Annotated in this window: 16 protein-coding genes; 3 read left to right on the forward strand and 13 right to left on the reverse strand. The window is 58.6% G+C overall.

What is annotated here, in order from left to right:
- Positions 1 to 2: 2 nt before the first annotated feature.
- From ACR0CA_RS07265 to ACR0CA_RS07325, 13 genes are all read right to left on the reverse strand, one after another.
- Complete coding sequence (locus ACR0CA_RS07265; protein ID WP_480897977.1) at positions 3 to 1,190, reverse strand: acyl-CoA dehydrogenase family protein; 1,188 nt, start codon at positions 1,188 to 1,190, stop codon at positions 3 to 5.
- A gap of 2 nt (positions 1,191 to 1,192) precedes the next feature.
- The gene (locus tag ACR0CA_RS07270) at positions 1,193 to 3,253 is read right to left on the reverse strand and encodes a 3-hydroxyacyl-CoA dehydrogenase NAD-binding domain-containing protein (protein ID WP_480897978.1); all 2,061 of its coding nucleotides are present in this window, start codon (positions 3,251 to 3,253) and stop codon (positions 1,193 to 1,195) included.
- A gap of 15 nt (positions 3,254 to 3,268) precedes the next feature.
- On the reverse strand, positions 3,269 to 3,997 hold the full coding sequence (locus ACR0CA_RS07275; protein ID WP_480897980.1) for an IclR family transcriptional regulator: 729 nt from the start codon (positions 3,995 to 3,997) through the stop codon (positions 3,269 to 3,271).
- A gap of 5 nt (positions 3,998 to 4,002) precedes the next feature.
- Positions 4,003 to 5,190 carry an acetyl-CoA C-acyltransferase gene (locus ACR0CA_RS07280; RefSeq protein ID WP_480897982.1) on the reverse strand — a complete coding sequence of 396 codons (1,188 nt, stop codon included), beginning with the start codon at positions 5,188 to 5,190 and terminating at the stop codon, positions 4,003 to 4,005.
- Positions 5,183 to 6,688 carry a class I adenylate-forming enzyme family protein gene (locus tag ACR0CA_RS07285; RefSeq protein ID WP_480897983.1) on the reverse strand — a complete coding sequence of 502 codons (1,506 nt, stop codon included), beginning with the start codon at positions 6,686 to 6,688 and terminating at the stop codon, positions 5,183 to 5,185. The genes ACR0CA_RS07280 and ACR0CA_RS07285 overlap by 8 nt, the downstream gene beginning before the upstream one ends.
- Before the next feature lie 95 nt (positions 6,689 to 6,783).
- Complete coding sequence (locus ACR0CA_RS07290) at positions 6,784 to 7,962, reverse strand: acetyl-CoA C-acyltransferase (RefSeq protein ID WP_480897984.1); 1,179 nt, start codon at positions 7,960 to 7,962, stop codon at positions 6,784 to 6,786.
- Positions 7,963 to 8,035: 73 nt separating this feature from the next.
- Positions 8,036 to 9,013, reverse strand: a complete 978-nt coding sequence (locus ACR0CA_RS07295) for an NAD(P)H-dependent flavin oxidoreductase (protein ID WP_480897985.1) — start codon at positions 9,011 to 9,013, stop codon at positions 8,036 to 8,038.
- Between the two features lie 93 nt (positions 9,014 to 9,106).
- A complete protein-coding gene (locus tag ACR0CA_RS07300) occupies positions 9,107 to 10,036 on the reverse strand; it encodes a sugar kinase (RefSeq protein ID WP_480897986.1) in 930 nt (309 codons plus the stop codon).
- 285 nt (positions 10,037 to 10,321) lie between these two features.
- A complete protein-coding gene (locus tag ACR0CA_RS07305; protein ID WP_480897988.1) occupies positions 10,322 to 11,911 on the reverse strand; it encodes a GMC family oxidoreductase in 1,590 nt (529 codons plus the stop codon).
- Positions 11,912 to 11,937: 26 nt separating this feature from the next.
- Positions 11,938 to 13,050, reverse strand: coding sequence for an ABC transporter ATP-binding protein (locus ACR0CA_RS07310; protein ID WP_480897990.1), 1,113 nt, complete (start codon positions 13,048 to 13,050; stop codon positions 11,938 to 11,940).
- Between the two features lie 6 nt (positions 13,051 to 13,056).
- Positions 13,057 to 13,938 (reverse strand): carbohydrate ABC transporter permease, encoded by an 882-nt coding sequence (locus ACR0CA_RS07315; RefSeq protein ID WP_170773385.1) that lies wholly within the window; start codon positions 13,936 to 13,938, stop codon positions 13,057 to 13,059.
- The gene (locus ACR0CA_RS07320; RefSeq protein WP_170785832.1) at positions 13,938 to 14,831 is read right to left on the reverse strand and encodes a carbohydrate ABC transporter permease; all 894 of its coding nucleotides are present in this window, start codon (positions 14,829 to 14,831) and stop codon (positions 13,938 to 13,940) included. The genes ACR0CA_RS07315 and ACR0CA_RS07320 overlap by 1 nt, the downstream gene beginning before the upstream one ends.
- A gap of 102 nt (positions 14,832 to 14,933) precedes the next feature.
- Positions 14,934 to 16,184: an ABC transporter substrate-binding protein gene (locus ACR0CA_RS07325; RefSeq protein WP_170773381.1), complete on the reverse strand. Its 1,251-nt coding sequence runs from the start codon at positions 16,182 to 16,184 to the stop codon at positions 14,934 to 14,936.
- Positions 16,185 to 16,537: 353 nt separating this feature from the next.
- Here ACR0CA_RS07325 and ACR0CA_RS07330 point away from each other — a divergent pair, with 353 nt between their 5' ends.
- From ACR0CA_RS07330 to ACR0CA_RS07340, 3 genes are all read left to right on the forward strand, one after another.
- Entirely contained in the window at positions 16,538 to 20,086 is a 3,549-nt protein-coding gene (locus tag ACR0CA_RS07330) for an adenylate/guanylate cyclase domain-containing protein (RefSeq protein ID WP_480897993.1), read from the forward strand.
- A gap of 29 nt (positions 20,087 to 20,115) precedes the next feature.
- Positions 20,116 to 20,373 carry a DUF4242 domain-containing protein gene (locus ACR0CA_RS07335; protein ID WP_170789958.1) on the forward strand — a complete coding sequence of 86 codons (258 nt, stop codon included), beginning with the start codon at positions 20,116 to 20,118 and terminating at the stop codon, positions 20,371 to 20,373.
- A 91-nt stretch (positions 20,374 to 20,464) separates the two neighbouring features.
- Complete coding sequence (locus ACR0CA_RS07340; RefSeq protein WP_170773375.1) at positions 20,465 to 21,880, forward strand: FAD-binding oxidoreductase; 1,416 nt, start codon at positions 20,465 to 20,467, stop codon at positions 21,878 to 21,880.
- Positions 21,881 to 21,884 lie beyond the last annotated feature (4 nt).

The raw sequence follows: 21,884 nt of genomic DNA on the forward strand, positions 1-21,884 counted from the left end.
GGTCAGCCTCCAAACAGGTCTTTGGCAATGATGTTGCGCTGAATTTCGTTCGATCCACCGAAGATCGAGAGTTTTCGATTGTTGAAATAGCTCGCCGCCGCACGCCGGGCGTCTTCGGGCACCGTCACCGCGTTTTCGGGCAGATCTTCAACGGGGAACGGCGCGGCGGCTGCCCCCAGGGCAGTGCGCGTCAAGCTGAGTACCCGCTGCCGGATCACCGTGCCTTTGATCTTCAGCATCGAACTTTGCGTACCCGAGGCCGCGCCTTCCTTGGCCGCCGACAACATCCGCAGGTTCGTCACGCGCAACGCCTCCAGATCAATCTCGACCTCGGCCATTTCAGCGGCGAATAACGGATCTTGCGCCAAGGGTCTGCCCGCGCGCACCAGCGTCTGCGACAAGGCCTTGAGCTTTTCCAGATCGCGTGTCGAGAACCCGACACCCGCGATATTGGTCCGCTCATGCGTCAGCAGATATTTGGCGATGGTCCAACCTTTGTTCTCTTCACCGACCAGATTTTCCACCGGCACCCGAACGTCGGTGAAAAAGACCTCGTTCACCTCATGCCCGCCTTCCAACAGTTTGATCGGGCGCAGTTCAACGCCGGGGGCATCCATATCGACCAGAACAAAACTGATGCCTTCCTGCGGCTTCCCTTCGGTCGACGTTCTCACAAGGCAGAAGATCTTGTTGGCGTGTTGGCCCAACGTGGTCCAGGTTTTCTGACCATTGATGACGTAGTCACCCCCGTCCCGCACCGCGCGAGTTTTCAGGCTGGCCAGATCCGAGCCAGCGCCCGGCTCTGAATAGCCCTGACACCACCAGTCTGAGCCATCCAGAATACGTGGCAGAATCTCAGCCCTTTGCTTATTGGTGCCGAATTTGATCAGCACCGGCCCCAGCATGTTGAGGCCAAAGGGCACGATGCGCGGGGCGTTGGCGAGGGCGCATTCTTCGTCAAAAATATGCCGCTCAACCGCGCCCCAGCCGGGGCCGCCATATTCGGTGGGCCAGGTCACAGCAAGCCAGCCCCGCGCATTCAGCCGGGCATGCCAACCTTCCATTTCCTCTTTGGTCAGACTTTCCGAGTTACGGCCTTTTCGGACCAGCTCCGGGCTCAGGTTTTCCGACAGAAAGGCGCGGACTTCAGCGCGAAAAGCCTCTTCTTCGGGGGTGAAACTCAGGTCCATGCTCAGCCCTCTTTGTTGAGGTCGTTGAAGGTTTTGCCCGCCTCGGCCAGTTCGCGCAGCAGGGTCGGAACCTGCCAATAATAGGGGTCTTCCTGCGCATATTGTTCGATCCGCTGCACGATGACAGCCAACCCGGTGATGTCAGCATATTGCAGCGGACCGCCCCAGTGGCGCGGGAAACCGTAGCCAAACAGAAAGACCGCATCCACGTCGATCGGGCGCAGTGCGATCTTGTCTTCGACCACCCGCGCGGCCTCGGACACCATCGCGGCCATATAACGATCCACAATTTCGGCATCGGTAAAACTGCGGGCAGTGATACCCTTAGCCTCCCGCTCGGCCTGTGCGAATTCCGCCACGGCCGGGTTCACGCTGCGATTTTTGCCGTCGTAGATATAGAAACCCTTGCCGCTTTTGCGCCCGAACCAACACTGTTCACACACTCGGTCGGCAATCTCGACATAGCGCTCTTCGTCCGGACGGAACTCGGCCTGACGTTTGCGCGTGGCCCATCCGATATCTTGACCCGCCAGATCGGACACAGCGAACGGCCCCATGGCAAAACCAAAATCTTCGAGTGCCGCGTCGATCTGTTCGAACGGTGCTCCGTCCAGCTGCATATAGGCCGAGGACTTGCGATAATGTGCCAGAATGCGGTTTCCTATGAAGCCATCACACACCGCAGATCGGACCGCGACCTTGCGCAATTTCTTCGCCAGCCTGAAGCTGGTCGCCACGATCTCGGGGGCCGTGTCTTTGCCGACGACAACCTCCAGCAATCGCATCACATGCGCGGGCGAGAAGAAATGCAACCCGATCACGTCCTGCGGTCGGTTGGTCGAGGCCGCAATTTCATTCACATCCAGATACGAGGTGTTGGTCGCCAGAATAGCACCTTGTTTGCAAATATGATCCAGCTTGCCAAAGACCTCGCGCTTGACATCCATGGATTCAAATACCGCTTCGATCACCACATCCACATCGGCAAGCGCGGACATATCGGTGGTGCAAGTCAGTTTCGCCAGCGTCGCATCGCGCTGTTCCGCGTTCAGCTTGCCGCGTTTCACAGCACCCTCGAGGTTCTTGGTGATCGTATCGCGCGCGAAGGCCACGCGGTCCTCTTCCATCTCGATGAGGGTGACCGGCATCCCGGCCAGAAGCAGCGCAGTGGCAATACCCGACCCCATGGTACCGCCGCCGATTACCCCACCGGTTTGCAAATCGCGCGCCTCGGCATTGGATTCGGGGATATGAGAAACGGCCCGTTCGGCAAAAAAGGCGTGTTTCAGGCCCTTATGGGCATTGCTCGCCATAGCCTCGGTGAATAGACGCCGCTCTTCTATTAGTCCATCAGACAGAGGTAAGTTGCTGGCCTCGGCCGCTTTTAAGGCGCGTTCCGCGACCTCGCCCCTTGTCTTTGCGCGGAAGGCATCCAGATCGTTAGTGGTTACGCGGTTTTCAAGATGTGCCGTTACTCGGGGCGTAAGCGCGCCGTCCAAAACCTGCCGGCCGGCGGCCAGAGCGACCTCGGCCGGGTCGCCATCCTGCAGATCATCCAACAGCCCGGCCTCTAACGCGGCTTCGGCGGAAATCGGTTTTCCCGAGGTGATCATGGTCAGCGCGGTCATCCCCTCGACCAGCCGTGGCAGGCGTTGCGTGCCGCCAGCACCGGGCAGAAGACCCAGATTGACCTCGGGCAGACCCAACTTAAGACCCTTGATCCCGACCCGTGTCTGACAGCTCAGCGCGATTTCAAGACCGCCGCCCAAAGTCGTGCCGTGCAATACGCAGACAATGGGCTTGGCGCTGGCCTCAAGGATTTCGCAAACTTCAGGCAGCATAGGCTGTTTCGGAGGTTGACCGAATTCCCGAATGTCGGCGCCCGCCACAAAGGTGCGGCCCGCCGCATAAAGCGCGATGACCTTGGCGCGATCTTCCCCCTCCAGTTCGCGCACCGCATTCACCAACCCGATGCGCACATCAATCCCCGCCGCATTGACTGGCGGGTTGTCGATTTTCACCAGCGCAACCTGACCTTCGAGTTTTGTTTCAACCGCTGCCATAAAAACCTCCTGTCCTCAACAACATATGCCTAGGCTGCGCCCAAGCGTTTGTACCGTGTCGCGCAGTTTCGGCCCCACGATCTGTTCCAGTTTCTCGCGATCCAACTCAGACGTGTTGGCCCCGCAAAGAAACGCAAAGGGCGGCGCACCGGGGGCGGGGCTGAAGGGAACCGCACAGGCGTTGACGGCCCGGTTCCACCCTCCCAGAGACGACACATAGCCCATGCTTTCCAACTGTTCGCGATCCGTGCGCACCTGATCTGTTTCCTGCGCTTGCGCGGGTTCCACGGCCAGAATGGCCCGGCCCGCCGCGCTTTGTTCCATCGGAATGCGATGCCCTTCACTCAACCACAGTGACGACGCGTTTCGCGGTCGCCAGCAGCGCGTCAGCATCACCGCATCACCATTGCGCATGGTCAGCGCGACCAGAACGCCGGTGTTATCGGCCAACTGCTGCATGATGTTTTCGGCCATCGGCAAAAAGGACAATCCCGCTCGCGCCGTGTACCCCAGCGCCATGACCGAGGGCCCAAGCCGGTACGCCTCGGACGGGTGCAACTGTTCCAAAAACCCCATCGAGGCCAGCGTGAACGTCATCCGCGCCACGGTCGAGGGCGGCATGCCTGTACGCCGGGCCAGTTCGCGGTTGCCCAGCGACGCATCGTCGGGCTTGAACGCCTGCATAATGCGCAATCCCTTGGCCAGGGTCGCGGCGAAGCGGCGGTCTCGTTCCGCGTCCGGCATCCGGCTTAGACGCGCTCGAGGATCAGCGCGATCCCCTGCCCTACGCCAATGCACATGGACAGACAAGCATAGCGCCCGCCGGTTTTCTCAAGATAGCGCATAGCGGTTAGGATGATCCGCGCGCCCGACGCGCCCAGCGGATGCCCAACCGCAATCGCGCCTCCGTTCGGGTTCAGGCGGCTGTCAGCGGGGTCCAGGTCCAGATGTTTGCAGCAGGCCAGAACCTGCGCGGCGAATGCCTCGTTAATCTCGATCAGGTCCATGTCGTTCATGGTCAGTCCCGCGCGGTCCAAGGCCTTTGGGATGGCCAGCGCCGGCCCGATCCCCATGATCCGGGGCGGCACGCCTGCGATAGCACCGGCCACGATACGGGCGCGTGGCTTGGCACGGTCGGTCTTGGCGCCGATCATCAGCATCGCCGCGCCGTCATTGACGCCCGAGGCGTTGGCCGCCGTCGTCACACCTTCGGGAAAGATCGTGCGCAGCGATGCCATTTTCTCAAGCTGTACATCCGGGCGAGGATGTTCGTCCTGCGTCACCTCATGGGTCGCGCCTTTACGGCCTTTGATCGTGATCGGAGTGATCTCGGCATCAAAGAACCCCCGCGCGCGGGCGGTTTCGAACCGGACCTGAGAGGCGTATCCAAACTGATCCGAGGCTTCGCGGGTGATCTGGTAATCCTGCGCCAGATTGTCGGCGGTCTGGGGCATTGGATATTCGCCATGCATCTGGGCAATGCGCGGATTGGGAAACCGCGCACCAATGGCACTGTCGTAGATTTGGGCCTGACGGGCATAGGGAGTTTCAGATTTGGCTATTGTGAAGGGTGCGCGGGTCATGCTTTCGACACCGCCCGCCACATACAAAGGCGCCTCGCCCACCGTGACCGACCGCGCCGCGTCCAGCGCCGCCGACATGCCCGAACCACACAGGCGGTTGACGGTTTGCCCCCCGACCTCGACCGGCAGACCGGCCAGCAGAGCGCTGTAGCGGGCGACATTGCGGCTGTCTTCGCCCGACTGGCAGACATTGCCCAGAATGACATCCTCAATCTCAGCAGCATCAAAAGCACTGCGCTGAACTAGCGCCTCCAGCACCTGTGCGGCCAGATCGTCGGGCCGAACCGAGGCCAGCGCACCGCCATGGCGGCCAAAAGGGCTGCGCAGCCCGTCATATATGTAAGCGTCAAGCATTCTTGGCCTCTAGATCCAGTTGTGCCAGTTCGGGCGCAAAGGCCCGAACCAACTTGTGTTTCAGAATTTTCCCCGTCGCGGCTTCTGGCAACGCGTCGGTGACAACAATGTGATGGGGGATTTTGTAGCGGACCAGAGTTTCCCCCAGATGAGCCTTCAACTCGGCCACGGTCGCTGGAACGCGTAGGGTCACAAAGGCCAGCACGTCTTCATTCCCATCCCGCGCGCGGCCCACAACGGCGGCTTGCGTGACGGATGGATGGGCGTTCAGCGCGGCTTCGATCTCGGGCGGGTAAACGTTGAAGCCGGAATGGATGATGACCTCTTTGCAGCGCCCTACGATGTAGATGCGCCCGTCTTCCTCTATTCGCGCCAGATCACCAGTGCGCAGGAAGCCGTCCGGGGCAAAGGCCTGCGCGGTTGCTTCCGGATTACGGTAATATCCCTTCATGATGTTACGTCCGCGCGCCAGCAACTCGCCGACTCCGTCCGCGCCGGGATTGTCCAACCGCACGTCGATCCCCGGCAAAGCAGGACCTACCGAGTCGTCCTGCGGCGGGTTCTCGGGCTGTGTGGTGGCAATGCCCGGAGACCCCTCAGTCAGACCATAGCCGTTATGGATCGGACAACCGAATATCCGCTCGACCCGGCGCTTCCAGCTTGGGTCCAGAGGCGAGCCCCCCGAAGACAGATAGCGCAATCCACTGTCCACGCGGTCTATGCCGTTGTCTTTGCAATGTTTGAGGATCAACGCAAACATCTGCGGCACGCCCGACAGCATCGTTGCACCGCTGTGCAGCCCAGCGATCACCTGCACCGGATCGAACCGGGGTTGAAACCGCAGGCAGCCGCCCGCCAGAAACGTGGTCAGGATGATCGAGGAAAACCCGAAAATATGTGTCCCCGGCAGAACCACCAGCGACTGATCGGCCGCCGTTGCCTGCCGACGTTGTTTCGAGGCGTTGGCCGTGAACAGCAAATTATCATGGGTCAGCATCACCCCTTTGGGTGCGCCGCTGGTGCCAGAGGTGTAGAGGATCGCCGCCACCTGCCCCGCACCGGCTTCGACCGGTTCGGGCGTTTCATCCCGCAAAGGTGAGACCACAAGAGACCCGCAGCTCAACTGCCCCGATGAAACGGCCCCCAACCGTTGCGCATGGGCGCGCGCAGCATTGGACACATCCGATGTGCAAATCACGCAACGCGCGCCGGAATGGGCGATGACCGTGTCGACCTCTTGTTCGGTCGCGCGCGCATTCAGCGGGACGATCCACGCGTCCAAGTCACTGAGCGCGAGAACAACTGCCGCATAAGTGGCGCAGTTCTCGGCCAGTACAACAACCCGGTCGCCCGGACGCACGCCATGTGCCCGCAGCATCCGGGCGGCCTCCCTTACCGCACCCCGCAACTCCTCATAGCTGAGCCGCGTTTCATCATGGTCGATGATCGCCAGCGTTGCCGGGTCCTTGCCGTCGATCAAGTGGTGAATTCGGTGCAACGCATTCTCCTCAGATGCGGTGCGACTGTTCTAGCAATCCGTCAGAAAGGCGTCAATAATCGGCACTGCGTTCCGCAATGCAGAACACAAACTCGTCAGAATACCTCAAAAAGGCCCGCCGCGCCCATTCCGCCACCGATACACATGGTTGCAACGGCATATTTCGCCCCGCGGCGTCGGCCCTCGATCAGCAGGTGGCCCGCCATCCGCGCGCCGGTCATCCCAAACGGATGCCCGATCGAGATCGAGCCGCCATTCACATTACAAATCTCTGGATCAATCCCCAGCGTCTGACGGCAATACAGCGCTTGCGAGGCGAAAGCCTCGTTCAACTCCCACAAGTCGATATCATCCACCGTCAATCCATGACGTTTCAGCAGGCGCGGCACGGCAAAAACCGGGCCAATGCCCATCTCATCTGGCTCACAACCGGCAACGGCAAACCCCATGAACGCACCCAACGGCTCCAGCCCTTCTCGCGCCGCGAAATCCGAGTCCACCACCACACAGGCTGACGACCCATCGGACAGTTGCGACGCGTTCCCCGCCGTCACGAATTGGTCCGCACCGCGCACCGGCTCTAGCCCGGCCAGACCTTCGAGCGTCGTGTTCGGCCGATTGCAATCGTCCCGATCAATAGTCACGGCTTTTTCAGAGATTTCGCCCGTTTCCTTGTCTTTGACCCGTTGCACCGCCTGCATCGGCACGATCTCGTCGTCGAACTTACCGGCGGCCTGGGCAGCGGCGGTGCGCTTCTGGCTTTCCAACGCCAGTTCGTCCTGCGCTTCACGGGTGACACCATAGCGCGCGGCCACGATATCAGCGGTTTCGATCATGGTTAGATAAACGTCGGGCTTATGTTCCAACAGCCACGGGTCGCGGTCAAAAGGCCCCGGTGTCTGATCCCTTAGCGTGATGGATTCCACCCCACCCGCAATCGCGGCAGGCACCCCGTCCTGCACCACTGCATGCGCTGCCATGGCAATCGCCTGCAAGCCCGAGGAACAGAACCGGTTGATGGTCGTCGCGCCCACGGTCACGGGCAAGCCTGCGCGCAGCACGGATTGGCGGGCTATATTTGCGCCGGTCGTGCCTTCGGGGAACCCGCAACCGATGAAGGCGTCTTCGATCAAGGCAGGATCAACGCCGGCGCGGTCAACCGCGTGTTGGATCGAATGCCCCATCAAAGAGGCCCCAAACGTGTTGTTGAACCCACCGCGGAAGGACTTGGCCAAACCCGTGCGGGCGGTTGAAACCAGAACGGCTTGTTTCATCTGGTAGGTTCTCCTTTTGCTTTAGTGTTTGGCGACACCCTCGCTTTGTAGCAAGAATGACACTCCGCCCGGATCAATCCCGGCTAAAAGCGGCCAAACGATCTGTGATGATCTCGTTGGCATCTGACATGATCCGATCAATCAATTCCTGACAGGTAGGGATGTCATGGATTAACCCCGCAACCATCCCGCAGGACCACGCGCCTGCATCCATCTCACCATCTTGCATGACGCGCGGATAGACACCTGCGACTTCATTCATGATGTCCTCGAATTGTAGCTCCGTACCCTTGGCACGCTCCGTTTCCAAAACACGTTCGACGGCTGTGTTGCTCAGAACGCGCTCAGTGTTGCGCAAGGGGCGCATGACAAGGCGTGTGTCCAGTTCCGAGGCCGCGACGATGGCATCCTTGACGTTCTGATGCACCGGAGCTTCTTTCGTGGCGATGAACCGCGTACCCAGATTGATCCCGTCCGCCCCCATCGAAAGCGAAGCCACAAGACTGCGCCCATCCGCCTGCCCGCCCGATGCGACAAAGGGGATCTCCAGTTCATCCGCTGCGCGCGGCAACAGGATCATGTTCGGGATATCATCCTCGCCCGGATGACCGCCGCATTCAAACCCGTCGACCGACACCGCATCGCAGCCGATCTCTTGCGCTTTCAGCGAATGGCGAACCGACGTGCATTTGTGGATGACCTTGATCCCGGCCTCTTTGAGGTAGGGCATCACCTGCACAGGATTGCGTCCGGCCGTTTCGACAATCTGCACCCCGCCATCGATGATTGTTTTGATGATGGCCGGGTAGTCGGGCGCATTTACCGTTGGCAGAAAGGTGACATTGACCGCGATAGGCTTGTCGGTCATGTCCTTGCAGCGCGCGATCTCATTGGCCAAATCTTTGGGTGTCTTCTGTGTCAGTGCAGTGATCGTCCCCAACCCGCCCGCGTTTGAGACCGCAGCCGCCATTTCTGCAAAACCCACGTAGTGCATTCCCCCCTGCATGATGGGGTGTTGGATGCCGAACAGCTCGGTAATTCTGGTTTTCATACTCTGCCCTTCGAATTTAATCTTCGATCGTTCGATCTGCCATCTATGCCAAAGAACCGTCTTGGGAACAGGTTCTGCCTCAAGACTGTATGATCAGTCTATTTCCTTCATTCTGTCCTTGGGAATGCGCGCGCCGAAGTGCCGGATAACTTCGCCCGCCGTCCTCTGCCCCCAATGAACTGCCTTTTCCTGATCACAGCCTTTGAACCGAGCGGAAAGATATCCAGCGTTGAATGCGTCTCCGGCACCCGATGTGTCGCGAACACCATCCACGGATTGAGTCGGAATTTCGCTCAGATGATCATCGCAAAACGCCGTCAGTGCCGCCGCGCCATTTTTGACGGCAATTTCAACCACGCCTGCACGACGCAAACGGTCAACTGTCTGAACCGGCGACTCGTCGCCCCACAGGGCGCTTTCATCGTCAAAGCTGGGCAGCGCGATATCGGTGAGCGTATTGAACCTGGCCAGAACATCCCGCGTTTCGTCAGCAGACCTCCATAGTCGCGGGCGCACGTTAGGGTCGAATGACACGATCGCTCCCTGCGCCCGCGCCTTGGTTAAAGCTTCAAACAGAGTTTCACGGGCGGGCTCAGACAAAATGGCCAGTGTAATACCCGACAGATGGATCAGCCCCGCACCGGTCACGGCCTGTTCCAGCCATTCTAGATCGTCAGCGAATAACCGCGCCGCTGACGTATCCCGCCAATACTGGAAACTGCGCTCAACCCCATCAAGCTCAATCATGTAAAGACCCATCGTACGAGCCTCTGATCGACCAATACCCGAGACATCCAGCCCGTCCTGCTGCGACTGCTCGACAAAAGCATCTGAAACGGAATCCATGCCAACTTTGGTAACAAACCCGACCTCGGCCGCATCCCCAAGTTGTTGTGCCATGTGCCAAGCGGTGTTGAACGTATCGCCGGCAAAGCCCCGGCGATAGGTTTCGTTGCCTATATCCGCCATTTCGATCATCGCTTCGCCGATAGCGAGCGCCTTTCGGGATCCAAACGCTAACACTGGGCAACCTCCAATTCGGGCTTTCCGCCGGGCGGCCGCGCGCAGCAGATTTTATCTGGCAAAAGAAACGCCTTCGCGATGCGAGAACGGGCCAAAAAATACTCAGCGATTCCGCCACTCACAAGTGGGTTCATCATTCAAAATTCCAACGGATTGATGGCGATAACAACCTTGTATCGTCAATGTATCGCAATCGACAACGGTTTCTTGTAGCGCGCCCTTTCAAACCCATCGACCATGGGCCCTGGACCACGAGAAATCCAGACCCGTCAGCATGGCCATTTTTTAGAAGACGTTGTGGTCCTGTTTGATCATATCTGCAGCCTTTTCACCGATCATGATCGACGGCGCGTTTGTGTTTGATGAGTTGACAGCTGGCATGATCGACGCATCTGCGACCCGCAGCCCCTCGATCCCGTTGAAGCGCAAACGCGGGTTCAGAACAGCTCCGGTATCGCTGCCCATCCGGCAAGTGCCGGCGCAATGGTGTGAGGTTTTGGAATGTTCGCAGATGAAATTGAAATAGTCTTCGTCCGTGCGCACATCCGGCCCCGGAAGGCGTTCGGCCAGAATGTAGGGTTTCAGCGCCTCCTGTGCCAGAATTTGCTGCACCAATTTCAGCCCGCGAACGGACATCTCACGATCATAAGGATCTGACAGGTAATTCGGATCGATCAGAGGTATGTCGGCGGGATCATCACTGCGCAACCGAACCGATCCCCGTGACCGTGGCCGCAAATGACAGGCGTTCAGCGTCACACCGCCATTTGGCATTGCCGCGACACCGGCTTCGATCCCGGTGCCAAGGCCCAGATGCATCTGGATATCGGGTGAGCGGGCGTTTTCATCTGCATACCAGAACCCACCCGTCTCAAACAGGCTGGAGGCAACCGGGCCCTTGCGCGTGAGCAGGTATTGCAAAGCCGCCAGCGCTGACAGATGCGGCTTGGCATAGCGGTCATAGGTATGTGGGCCCGTAACCTCGCATATCGCATAGAGGTCCAGATGATCCTGCAAATTCGCCCCTACATTGGGTTGGTCATAGACGACATCAATTCCCAAAGCTCTCAGCGTGTCTGCCGGACCAATACCCGAAAGCTGCAACAACCGGGGCGAGCCGATGGCTCCCGAGGACAGGATCACCTCAGCCTCAGCGACGATTTTGCGGCCGTCCAGTAATTCGACGCCCGTTGCCCGCCTGTTTTCAACCGTGATCCGGCGCACCTGCGCGTGTGTCTGAATGGTCAGGTTGGGCCGCGATTGCGCAGGCGCAAGGAAGGCCATCGCGGCAGAGGACCGACGTGCACTGCGCTGGGTCAGTTGATAATACCCTGCCCCGTCTTGCTTGGCCCCATTCACATCCGTTGTCTTTGGTATACCCAACTGACCGGCGGCCTCGATAAACGCATCGCAGATCGGCAGAGGGGCTGCGGGCATGGAAACCCCCAACGGGCCGCCTTGGCCGTGGAACTCTCCCCCATATGTGTCATTGTCTTCGGATTTCTTGAAATAAGGCAGAACGTCCGCGTAACCCCATCCCTCGCAGCCCATCTGACGCCAGTCATCATAGTCCTGTGCCGCTCCGCGGGTATAGATTTGGGCATTGATGGCCGAACCACCACCGATCACCTTGGCCTGTGTATAGGTGAACACCTTGCCCTGCATGTGCTGCTGCGGCACGGTGCTCCACCCCCATGACCCAATGCCTTTAGTCATCTTGGCGAAGCCTGCGGGCAGATGGAACAAGGGGTGACGGTCGCCGCCTCCGGCCTCAAGCAGCAGAACCCTCAGATCAGGGTTTTCCGAAAGGCGTGCGGCGATGACGGACCCGGCAGACCCCCCGCCCACGACGACAAAGTCGTAGCCGGTTGTCATGCGTTTAGCCCCTTCATCACAGTGAATTAGCCCTGAATGCGGTTTTCGGTTTCAGGATCGAAGGCCACCGCTTTTTCCATATTGACCGCAAAGGTGAAGTCCTGCCCAGGCGAAACCTCGGCATCCGACCGCATGCGTGCAATCACATCCCGACCACCCAGCGTCATGGACACAAATGTGTCGGACCCCGCCGGTTCTGTCACGACGATCCGATTGGTCATCTGCGCGATATTCGACGATTTCCGATCTGCCCCGTCTACATCCGTGATCGTCTCGGGTCGGATACCAAGCAGGATGTCGCGCCCGTCCCAATGGGATAGGTTGTCCTGGCTGAACGGCAGTTGCGCCATCGCGCCGTCATGCAAGGCAACCTCGGCATGGGGGCACCCATCCGCCATCACCACCTTGGCAGGCACCACATTCATCGCGGGCGACCCCATGAAGGTGGCGACGAAGATATTGGCGGGGGTGTCATAGATCTCTTGAGGAGTGCCCAGTTGTTGCACGTAGCCACCGTTCATGACGGCAATCCGGCTGGACAGGGTCATCGCCTCGATCTGGTCATGGGTCACGTAGACAATGGTCGTGCCAAGGTTCTGGTGCAGTTTCTTGATCTCGGTCCGCATGTCGACGCGCAGCTTGGCGTCCAGATTGGACAGAGGCTCGTCGAACAGGAACACATCAGGGTTGCGCACCAAAGCCCGCCCCATGGCCACGCGCTGACGCTGACCGCCCGACAATTGGCCCGGCTTACGATCCAATAACTGCTCAATCTGCAACAGCTTGGCAACCTCGGCCATGGCCTTTTCACGTTCGGGTTTCGGCACGCCGTGCATTTCAAGTCCGAAGGTGATGTTCTGCCCCACGGTCATGTTGGGGTACAATGCGTAGCTCTGGAACACCATGGCGATGTTGCGGTTTGAGGGATGAACCCCGTTCATCACCTGATCCTTGATGCGGATCTCACCGCTGGTGATCTCTTCCAGCCCCGCGATCATGTTCAGAAGGGTGGACTTGCCGCAGCCCGAGGGCCCGACGAGCACCAGAAACTCGCCCTCCTGCACCGAGATGTCCACTTTGTGCAACACCTCGACCGCACCGTAGGACTTGGTTGCGTTGTCGATATCAAGAAATCCCATGGTCCGTTATCCTTTCACTGAACCCGCCATCAGGCCGCGGACGAAGTAACGACCGGCCACGATATAAACGAGCAGCGTTGGCAGCGCGGCCAGAATGGCGCCTGCAAAATGTACGTTGTATTCCTTTACCCCCGTCGACGACTGCACAAGATTGTTGAGCGCGACCGTCATTGGCTGGCTGTTGGCATCGGCAAATGACGCTCCAAACAGGAAGTCATTCCAGATATTGGTGAACTGCCAGATGATCGACACCACCGCGATAGGGCCTGAACTGGGCAGCAGGATGCGCCAGAATATCTGGAAGAACCCCGCCCCGTCGATCTGTGCCGCCCGGATCAGTTCGGTAGGGAAAACGGCATAGTAATTTCGGAAGTAAAGCGTGGTGAAGCCAATGCCGTAAACCACATGCACCAGTGCCAGACCCCATGTGGTGCCCGCTAGGCCCATCAGGCCCAGCATCCGCGCCATCGGGATCAGAACGATCTGGAATGGGATGAAACAGGCAAACAGCATCAGCCCGAACAGGATGGTGTCATACTTGAAGCGCCACTTGGTCAGTACGTATCCATTTAGCGCGCCCAAAATGGTCGAGACGATAACGGCGGGCACAACCATCTTGATCGAATTCCAGAAATACGGGCGCAAGCCCGTCGGTTCGACCCCGATCTGGGCCGAGGACCAGGCTTGCAGCCACGGCTCGAGCGTGAAGACCTCTGGCAGGTTCATCATGCCGCCGCCAGTGATTTCCTCCAAGGGTTTGACCGAATTCACCAGCATTACGTAAAGCGGCAAGAGGTAAAACAGTGCAAACAGCAGCAAAACCAGATAGATCAGCGTGCGCGTGACGCGGCCTGTGCGGATTGCGGTGTCTTGCGAAGCCTGAGACATCAGCGTTTTTCCCGCAATTCAGCGTAGAGATAAGGGATCATGATCGCAGCGATGGTCATCAGCATGATCGTGGCCGAGGCTGCGCCAATCCCCATCTGATTCCGCGTGAATGTGTAGGAATACATGAAGGTTGCGGGCAGCTCGGTCGCGCGGCCCGGACCGCCGCCGGTCAACGCGATTACAAGGTCAAAGGTCTTGATCGCGAGGTGGCTGAGGATCACGAAAGCCGACAGGAAAGCGGGCCTCAGCTGCGGGATGATGATCCGACGATAGAGGTTCCAGTTCGACGCCCCGTCCATTTGCGCCGCGCGCAGGATTTCATTGTCGATACCCCGCAGACCGGCCAGAAACATCGCCATGACAAAGCCCGAGGTCTGCCAGACCGCCGCCAACACGACGGTGTAAATCGCAAAGTCGCGGTTCTTGATCCAATCGAACTCAAAACTGGTCCAACCCCAAGTATGCATCACGTTTTCCAGCCCGATGCCGGGATCGAGGAACCATTTCCACGCCGTTCCGGTCACGATGAAGCTGAGCGCCATCGGATACAGGTAAATTGGACGCAGCAGGCCTTCACCGCGAATTTTCTGATCGAGGAAGATCGCCAATCCCAAGCCGATACAGGTGCAGATCACGATATAAAGCCCCGCGAAAATCCCCATATTGATGAGCGAGGTTTCCCAATGGCTCAATCGCCAGAGCTTGTCGTAATTCTCCCAGCCGACCCAGCCGAAGCTGGGCAGAATACGACTGTCGGTGAAGGACAGGTAGACCGAGAACAGGATGAACCCATAGACAAAGACCAGAACCATCGCCAGTGAAGGCGACAGGACCAGTTTGGGAATCCAGTTCTGAAGGCGTGTCTTGAAATCCGCGTCGGCTGAAACAGCCATGGCGCGCCCTCCTCGTTCCAGAGTTGGTGTTTTGGGGCTTATCCTGCCCCTTTCAAGACAGGGCGGCCAGGCAGCCGCCCCGTCAGAAGGTTCAAGTCGGGATTACTTGGCGATGGAAACCGCGTCGACCAGTTCTGTCACAGCTGTTTCACTGTCATACTCGCCGTTGAAATGCGCTGTCACGACGTCATAGACCGCGTTTTTCACCGAAGCCGGCGCCGCGTGGCCGTGCGCCATAGAACCGAACAAGTTGCCCGACGATGCAGCGGCGGCCAGATCCTTCATGCCTTGCTGACCACAAGCGTCTAGGTCGCTGCCATCCACGTCGGTCCGGGCCGGAACGGAACCCTTCACCTTGTTGAATGCAATCTGGAAGCTTGGCGACAGAATGGCGCTGGCCAACGCGGCCTGCTCGGCTGAAACCGAACCGCCTTGGTCGAACATCATGAACTGGTCGGCGTTGAAGGTGACCTGGTCCTGCGTGCCGGGGAAGCGGAAGCACAGGAAATCCTGACCCGGAACTTTGCCCGCGTTCAGGAATTCACCCTTGGCCCAGTCACCCATCATCTGGAAACCGGCCTCGCCATTGATCACCATCGCGGTGGCAAGGTTCCAGTCGCGGCCCGAGAAGTTCTCGTCCACATTGGCGGCGATGAAGGACATGCGATCGAACGCTTCTTTCATAGCATCACTGCCCAGCGTTTCTTCGTCCAAATCAATGAACGCCGCCTTGTAACCGTCCGCCCCCAGGGTTGACATCGCGATTGCGTCAAACACGGTTGCGTCTTGCCAGGCCTGACCGCCATGGGCGATCGGGGTGATCCCGGCGGCTTTCAGCGCTTCGACAGCCGCGACGAACTCGTCCCAGTTGGTGGGCTGGGCGATACCGTTTGCATCCAGGACCGCCTTGTTTGCCCACACCCAGTTGGTCGAATGCACATTGACCGGAGCCGAAACCCACTTGCCGTCATGCTTGGCAAAAGCCTTCAATGCGTCTGGCACCACATCGTCCCAACCTTCTTTGGCTGCAACTTCGTTCAGGTCCGCCAATGCGCCCTGATCGGCCCAGTCCAGAATGTCGAAACCCAGTGCCTGAACGGCAGTCGGGGCATTCCCGGCTGTGACACGAGCACGCAGAACGGTCATCGCCTGCTCACCACCACCACCGGCGACAGGCATGTCGGTCCAGCCGATACCCTGCCCGGACAGGTCGTCTTTCAGAACATTCAGTGCGGCGGCTTCACCACCGGACGTCCACCAGTGCAGAACCTCAACCTCTTCCGCCTGCGCCAGGCTGGTGGTGCACAACAGCCCTGCCACAATCAGAGATTTTGTTTTCAGTAAGTTACGCATTTTCTTTCCTCCCAATATGCGATCTTTTTTGCACGGCCCCTTTTCGGGGTCCCTTTCTTCCGTCTTGCGGCCATCCTCCAACCGCACATTCACCCGAAACGTTTATTGCGCTTTCTCGGCGAAATCCTCCCAAACACTTAAGTTCATTCTTACCGAAGTCCCGGCCAAAGTGAATGTCAGCGCTATCATTGATCAAGGAACCGGCTTCGTCCAGTGTTTTGAACGCCAAAGTCAAAAGAAGGGTTTCAAATACCCGAGTCTTTTCGATCGGTGCGTTCGGGCACATGGCAGGGCCGCCAGACCGAAACGTCGCTCGGCTTGATCCGTGGGCCAATAGCCCGCATGATCACGAAATGAGTTTTGAAGTCACGTCATGGCTGAAAGACCTTGGAATGGAGCAATATGCTGACACGTTCCTGCAAAATGACGTCGATGCACGTGCCTTACCGCTGCTCTCCAATGAGGACCTCAAAGAACTTGGCTTGTCCCTTGGCCACAGGAAGATCGTCCTTGCCGCCATAGCAAAGTTGGATGGCACCCCCGGATTGCCCATCACGAACGCCCCACCAGATGGAAACAATCCCGGTGAAACCGAAACCCGAGCACCTGCTGCCGAGCGACGCCATCTGACCGTGTTTTTTGCCGATCTTGTCGGATCGACCGAATTGACAAACAAGTTCGATCCCGAAGATATGCGCGCCTTGTTGCAAAGTTATCAAGACAGTGTCGCTGGGGCAGTGACGCGTTTTGGTGGCTATGTCGCCAAGTATCTGGGTGATGGGTTGCTGGTCTTTTTTGGTTGGCCACAGGCCTATGAAGACCACGCCATCCGTGCGGTGAAGGCGGGATTGGATTCAGTTGCGCACGTGAAAATCCTGAAAACCCCTGACGGCGAGCCTTTGTCCGTTCGGATCGGTATCGCAAGCGGTGACGTGGTCGTAGGCGACGCCGTTGGTGAAAATACCTTCGAAGAGGGCGCAATGACCGGTCCGGTTCTGAACCTGGCGGCGCGGTTGCAGGAAAACGCGCAGCCAAACTCGGTCGTGACTACAAGCGAGGATTCTGATGCCAGCCTGCGACGGGTCTTTTCGATTTCCTCACTTGGCCCTGTTTCGCTAAAGGGCTTTGAAACCCCGCGTACCTTGCTGCAGGTCACGGCCGAGCGCAGCGCCGACAGCCGTTTTCAGGCGTTGCATCGTGAAAGTGAAAGCACGGAAATGATCGGGCGGGACTTCGAAAAAGGTATCCTGCATCAAACTTGGCAACGGGCCTCTGCCGGGCATGGTGAGGTCGTTTTGCTGTCTGGCGAAGCCGGGATCGGCAAATCCCGCCTGACGGAAGAGTTTCTGAGCGGCGACGACATCGCTGCGACGGCAGACGTCATACGACTGAATTGCTCGCCCTATCTGACCAGCAGCCCCTTTCACCCGGTGACCGAGCGCATCTCGCAGGATGCAGGTGTCGGACCGGATCTGGATGACGATCGGGTGGTAGAGCTGGTCCGCGCCATGCTTGAGAAACGCGAGGGGATCGAACTGGATCACGTCCTGCCGGTTTTTGCGGCGCTGGTCGCCCCGCACAGTGATGTGGCCGAAAAGATTCTTGACCTGTCACCACAGGAACAGCGGGATTTGACCATCCAGACGTTGATCGACACGGTCAAGGCCCGCTCAACCGTGCGACCGGTTGTTTTGTGTGTTGAGGACGCGCATTGGATCGACCCCTCGACAAACGCCTTGCTGGAAAGGTTCAAGTCCATCTGTTCGGACCTGCCATTGATGATGTTGATCACCCACCGCCCCGGCTGGGATCTTGCGCGGGACGAAGGGGAAGCACACACTCAAACCCTACACCTGCGCCGCTTTGATCCAGACCATGTGGCGAACTTGATCCGCAATGTCTCGGGTAAAACCCCTGACACCGATCTGGTTCAGCTGATCATAGAAAAGACGGACGGCGTCCCACTATTCGTCGAAGAACTGACCCGCGCCTATCTAACCACAGGTGGGCAGGGTGCAGTGGCTGTTCCTTCGTCACTAAAAGGCGCGTTGATGGCGCGGTTGGATGCGGTTTCATCAGACGCGAAACAGGTGGCACTGACAGGCTCGGTGATCGGGCGCGAGTTTGAACCTGGCCTGCTGCGTGCAGCACTGACGGATGCCACGGTCGACACCGCAAAGGGCCTGGACGAACTGTGCAAAACCGGACTGGTTTTCGAAAGCGGCAACTCCAGAGGCCACTTCGTTTTCCGTCACGCACTGATCCGCGACACTGCCTATCAATCCATGCTCAGCACAACTCGGCGGGCGCAGCATGCCCATGTTGCCAAGGCGTTGGCAGCGTTGCGGTCCGCCGAGATTGAACGTCGACCTGAACTTGTCGCCCGACACCTGACCGAGGCCGAAGACTGGAGTGCGGCGTTCAAAAAATGGCAGGCGGCAACCGAAATGGCGCTGGCTCGTTCCGCCAGTCACGAGGCAATGACTAACGCGCACGAGGCGCTGAATGCAGCACGGAACCTTGAGGGCGACAATCAGTCCGAAACAATCCGGGCAACTGTTCTTGTCGGGCGCAGCTTTGATAGTTTGGGACAGCTACCCGAAGGCATTGCGGAACTCAAAAGCGCCTCGGACGCGGCAAATGCCCTTGGGGATGTCGAATTGGCCGCCGATGTAGCCCTGCATTTTTCGGATTCCTGCATGATGGCTGGGCAACGACATGGCGAAGTGATTTCCCTGTGCGAGGCCGCTTTGAAAAACCTGCCCGCGCAAGACGAAAGACGCCAGTGCCAGCTAAAAAGTCAGCTTGCCCGCGCCTGTCTGTTCCTTGGTCAAGCCTCAGAGGGTGCCCGATACGCCCAGGAATCGATGGAGCTTGCCGCCAAGCTGGGAGACAACAAATCCCAGTTCTCTGTCATGATGATGCAATACGGCGCGCCATTTATCGCAAGACCCGCCGACGAAAGGCACAAATGGCGGGAACATCTGGACAAGATGCACGAAGTAGCGCAGCATCTTGGCTCGATTGATCAGGGTCGGGACCGCACACTCAGCCTGTTTGTTGGGGCCGAAATGGCTGACCGGGCTCTGCTGGACCGGTCATTGAAACTGCTGACCGAGGTCTCCCAGAAAGACAATCACTTGCAGCTCTATTGGGTTCAGACCCATGCCCGGGCAATGATAGCGATCATGGAGGGCGACTTTGGCAAGGCCGAAAAGCTAGCTACCGAGGCGGTGAAAATCGGCCGCAAAACCCACGGGAAACATATCGAGGGCGTGTTTGGCGTTCAGATGTTCACCCTGCGCCGAGAACAAAGCCGTTTGCACGAAGTGGCTCCGGTCATTAAAAAACTGATGGATGAAAACGCTGACGACATGACCTGGAAGCCCGGTTTTGGCGTCATCGCAGCTGAACTGGGGTTTCATGACCCCGCTGAACGCATCCTGAACGAGGTCGCCGAGAGCGGATTTTATCTGCCGTCAGACGCCATGTATTCGACCACATTGTCCTATCTGTCCGATATTTGCGTCGCAGTCGGTCATACCACGCACGCGCAAACGCTGTTCGAGATGTTGGCCCCTTACGAAGACCTCACCATTACCGCTGGAGCAACGACGGTATGTACTGGCGCGGGTGCGCGGCGGTTGGGAAATCTGGCTGCATTGCTTGAAGATTGGCCAACTGCAGAACGGATGTTTACCAAGGCAATCCAGATTGACACGGACATGGATTGCCCGCCCTGGGCGGCACACAGCAAAGCCGCCTATGCGGCGGCTCTGCGCAGGCTTGGCGGCAAGGACAACCTTGAACAGGCCATCCATCTCGAGGCCGAGGCGTTGGCAACAGCTCAGAAATTGAGTATGGTTTCCCTTAGGGAAAGGCTGGAAGGAACTGCAAGCTGAACCCTGTTTTCATTTCCTGGGGGGGAAATATGCCAAGGTATATTATTGAACGCCAATTCGCCGAACAGGTAAACCTGACCGAAGGCGACAAAGCACATATTAAAGAAATAAATGACGAAGAAGGGATCGAATGGATCTTTTCTTTCCTCAGCGCGGACAAGCGCAAGACTTATTGCCTGTACGAGGCCCCTGACGAAGAAAGCCTGAAACAGGCCGCCAAACGGCTGAATATTCCGGCTGATGTGATCACTCCGGTGGATCGCATCGACCCCGGCGTTTTTGCCTGAGTTCTCGCAAACTATAAAAGGCGCGTACCCGCCGGACAACAGGCGGGGCACAGGGGCAAGAAACCTTCCTTGAACCAGGAAGGAATTTAAGATGTTTGACGTCAAGACATTGGACGGCAGCGCCGCTCGGATCGAGCGCGCTGCCTTGGACACTTTGGACGCAACGCTGCGCGGCGGCGTCCATTTGCCCGGCAGTCCCGAGTATGATCAGGCCCGCACAACCTGGAATAGCATCGTGGAGCGGCACCCAAGTTTCGTGATCCGCGCGCTTGGGTCCAGTGACGTGCAAAAAGCGGTGAATTTCGTGCGCGAGGCCGGGTTGACCATGTCCATTCGGTCGGGTGGTCACCAGATCGCGGGCCATGCTGTCGCCGACGATGCGGTTATGTTGGACCTGTCGCAGATGCGTTCGGTACATGTGGACCCGGTCAACCGAACTGCGCGCGTAGAACCCGGCGCCGTATTGGGCGATGTCGACCGCGAGACACAAGCCCATGCGCTGGCGGTGCCATTGGGCATCAACTCGACCACCGGAACGGCTGGTTTGACACTGGGTGGCGGCTTTGGCTGGATCACCCGGAAATTCGGGATGACCATCGACAACCTGATCTCTGCCCAGGTTGTAACCGCCGACGGCGAAATCGTCACCGCATCTGCCAAAAGCCACCCTGACCTGTTCTGGGCCCTGCGGGGCGGAGGTGGCAACTTTGGCGTCGTCACATCGTTCGAATTCCAACTGCATCCGCTGGGCCCCGATGTCTTGTCAGGTTTGGTCGTTCACCCGATCGAAGCGGCCCCCGACCTACTGCCGGAATACGTGAAAATCGCGGATTCCGCGCCGGATGAACTGACGGTCTGGACCGTGATGCGCAAGGCCCCGCCTCTGCCCTTCTTGCCCGAAGAATGGCATGGGCGCGAGGTTTTAATCTTTGCCGCGTGTTATGCCGGACCAATGGCCGATGGCGAAAAAGCTATGGCCGGCTTGCGCGGCCTTGGTGATCCGATTGCAGATGTCATCTCGCCCCATGCATTCGTGGACTGGCAAGCGGCCTTTGATGGGCTTTTGACGCCCGGCGCGCGCAATTACTGGAAAAGCCACGATTTCAGCACGCTGACATCCCACGCGACATCCGACCTGCTTGCCGCAATCGCCACGCTACCTGATCCGGCTTGCGAGGTGTTCATCGCACATGTAGGCGGTGCCATGGCGCGGGTACCCGCGGATGCAACGGCCTATCCCGAGCGCAGCGCTCATTTCATCATGAACGTTCACACCCGATGGGAAGATCCCTCAAAAGACGATACCTGCATCAGTTGGGCGCGGGCGTTGTACGATCAGATGGCCCCTCACGCCACAGGCAGCGCCTATGTGAACTTCATGCCCGAAGATGAGGCCAATCACATGGCTGGTGCCTATGGTTCCAATGGCGCAAAACTGGGTCAAATCAAAGGACAATACGACCCGCAGAACCTGTTTCGGATCAACCACAATATCGTGCCAACCTGAGCGC

The sequence above is a fragment of the Ruegeria sp. F12 genome (assembly GCF_056533885.1).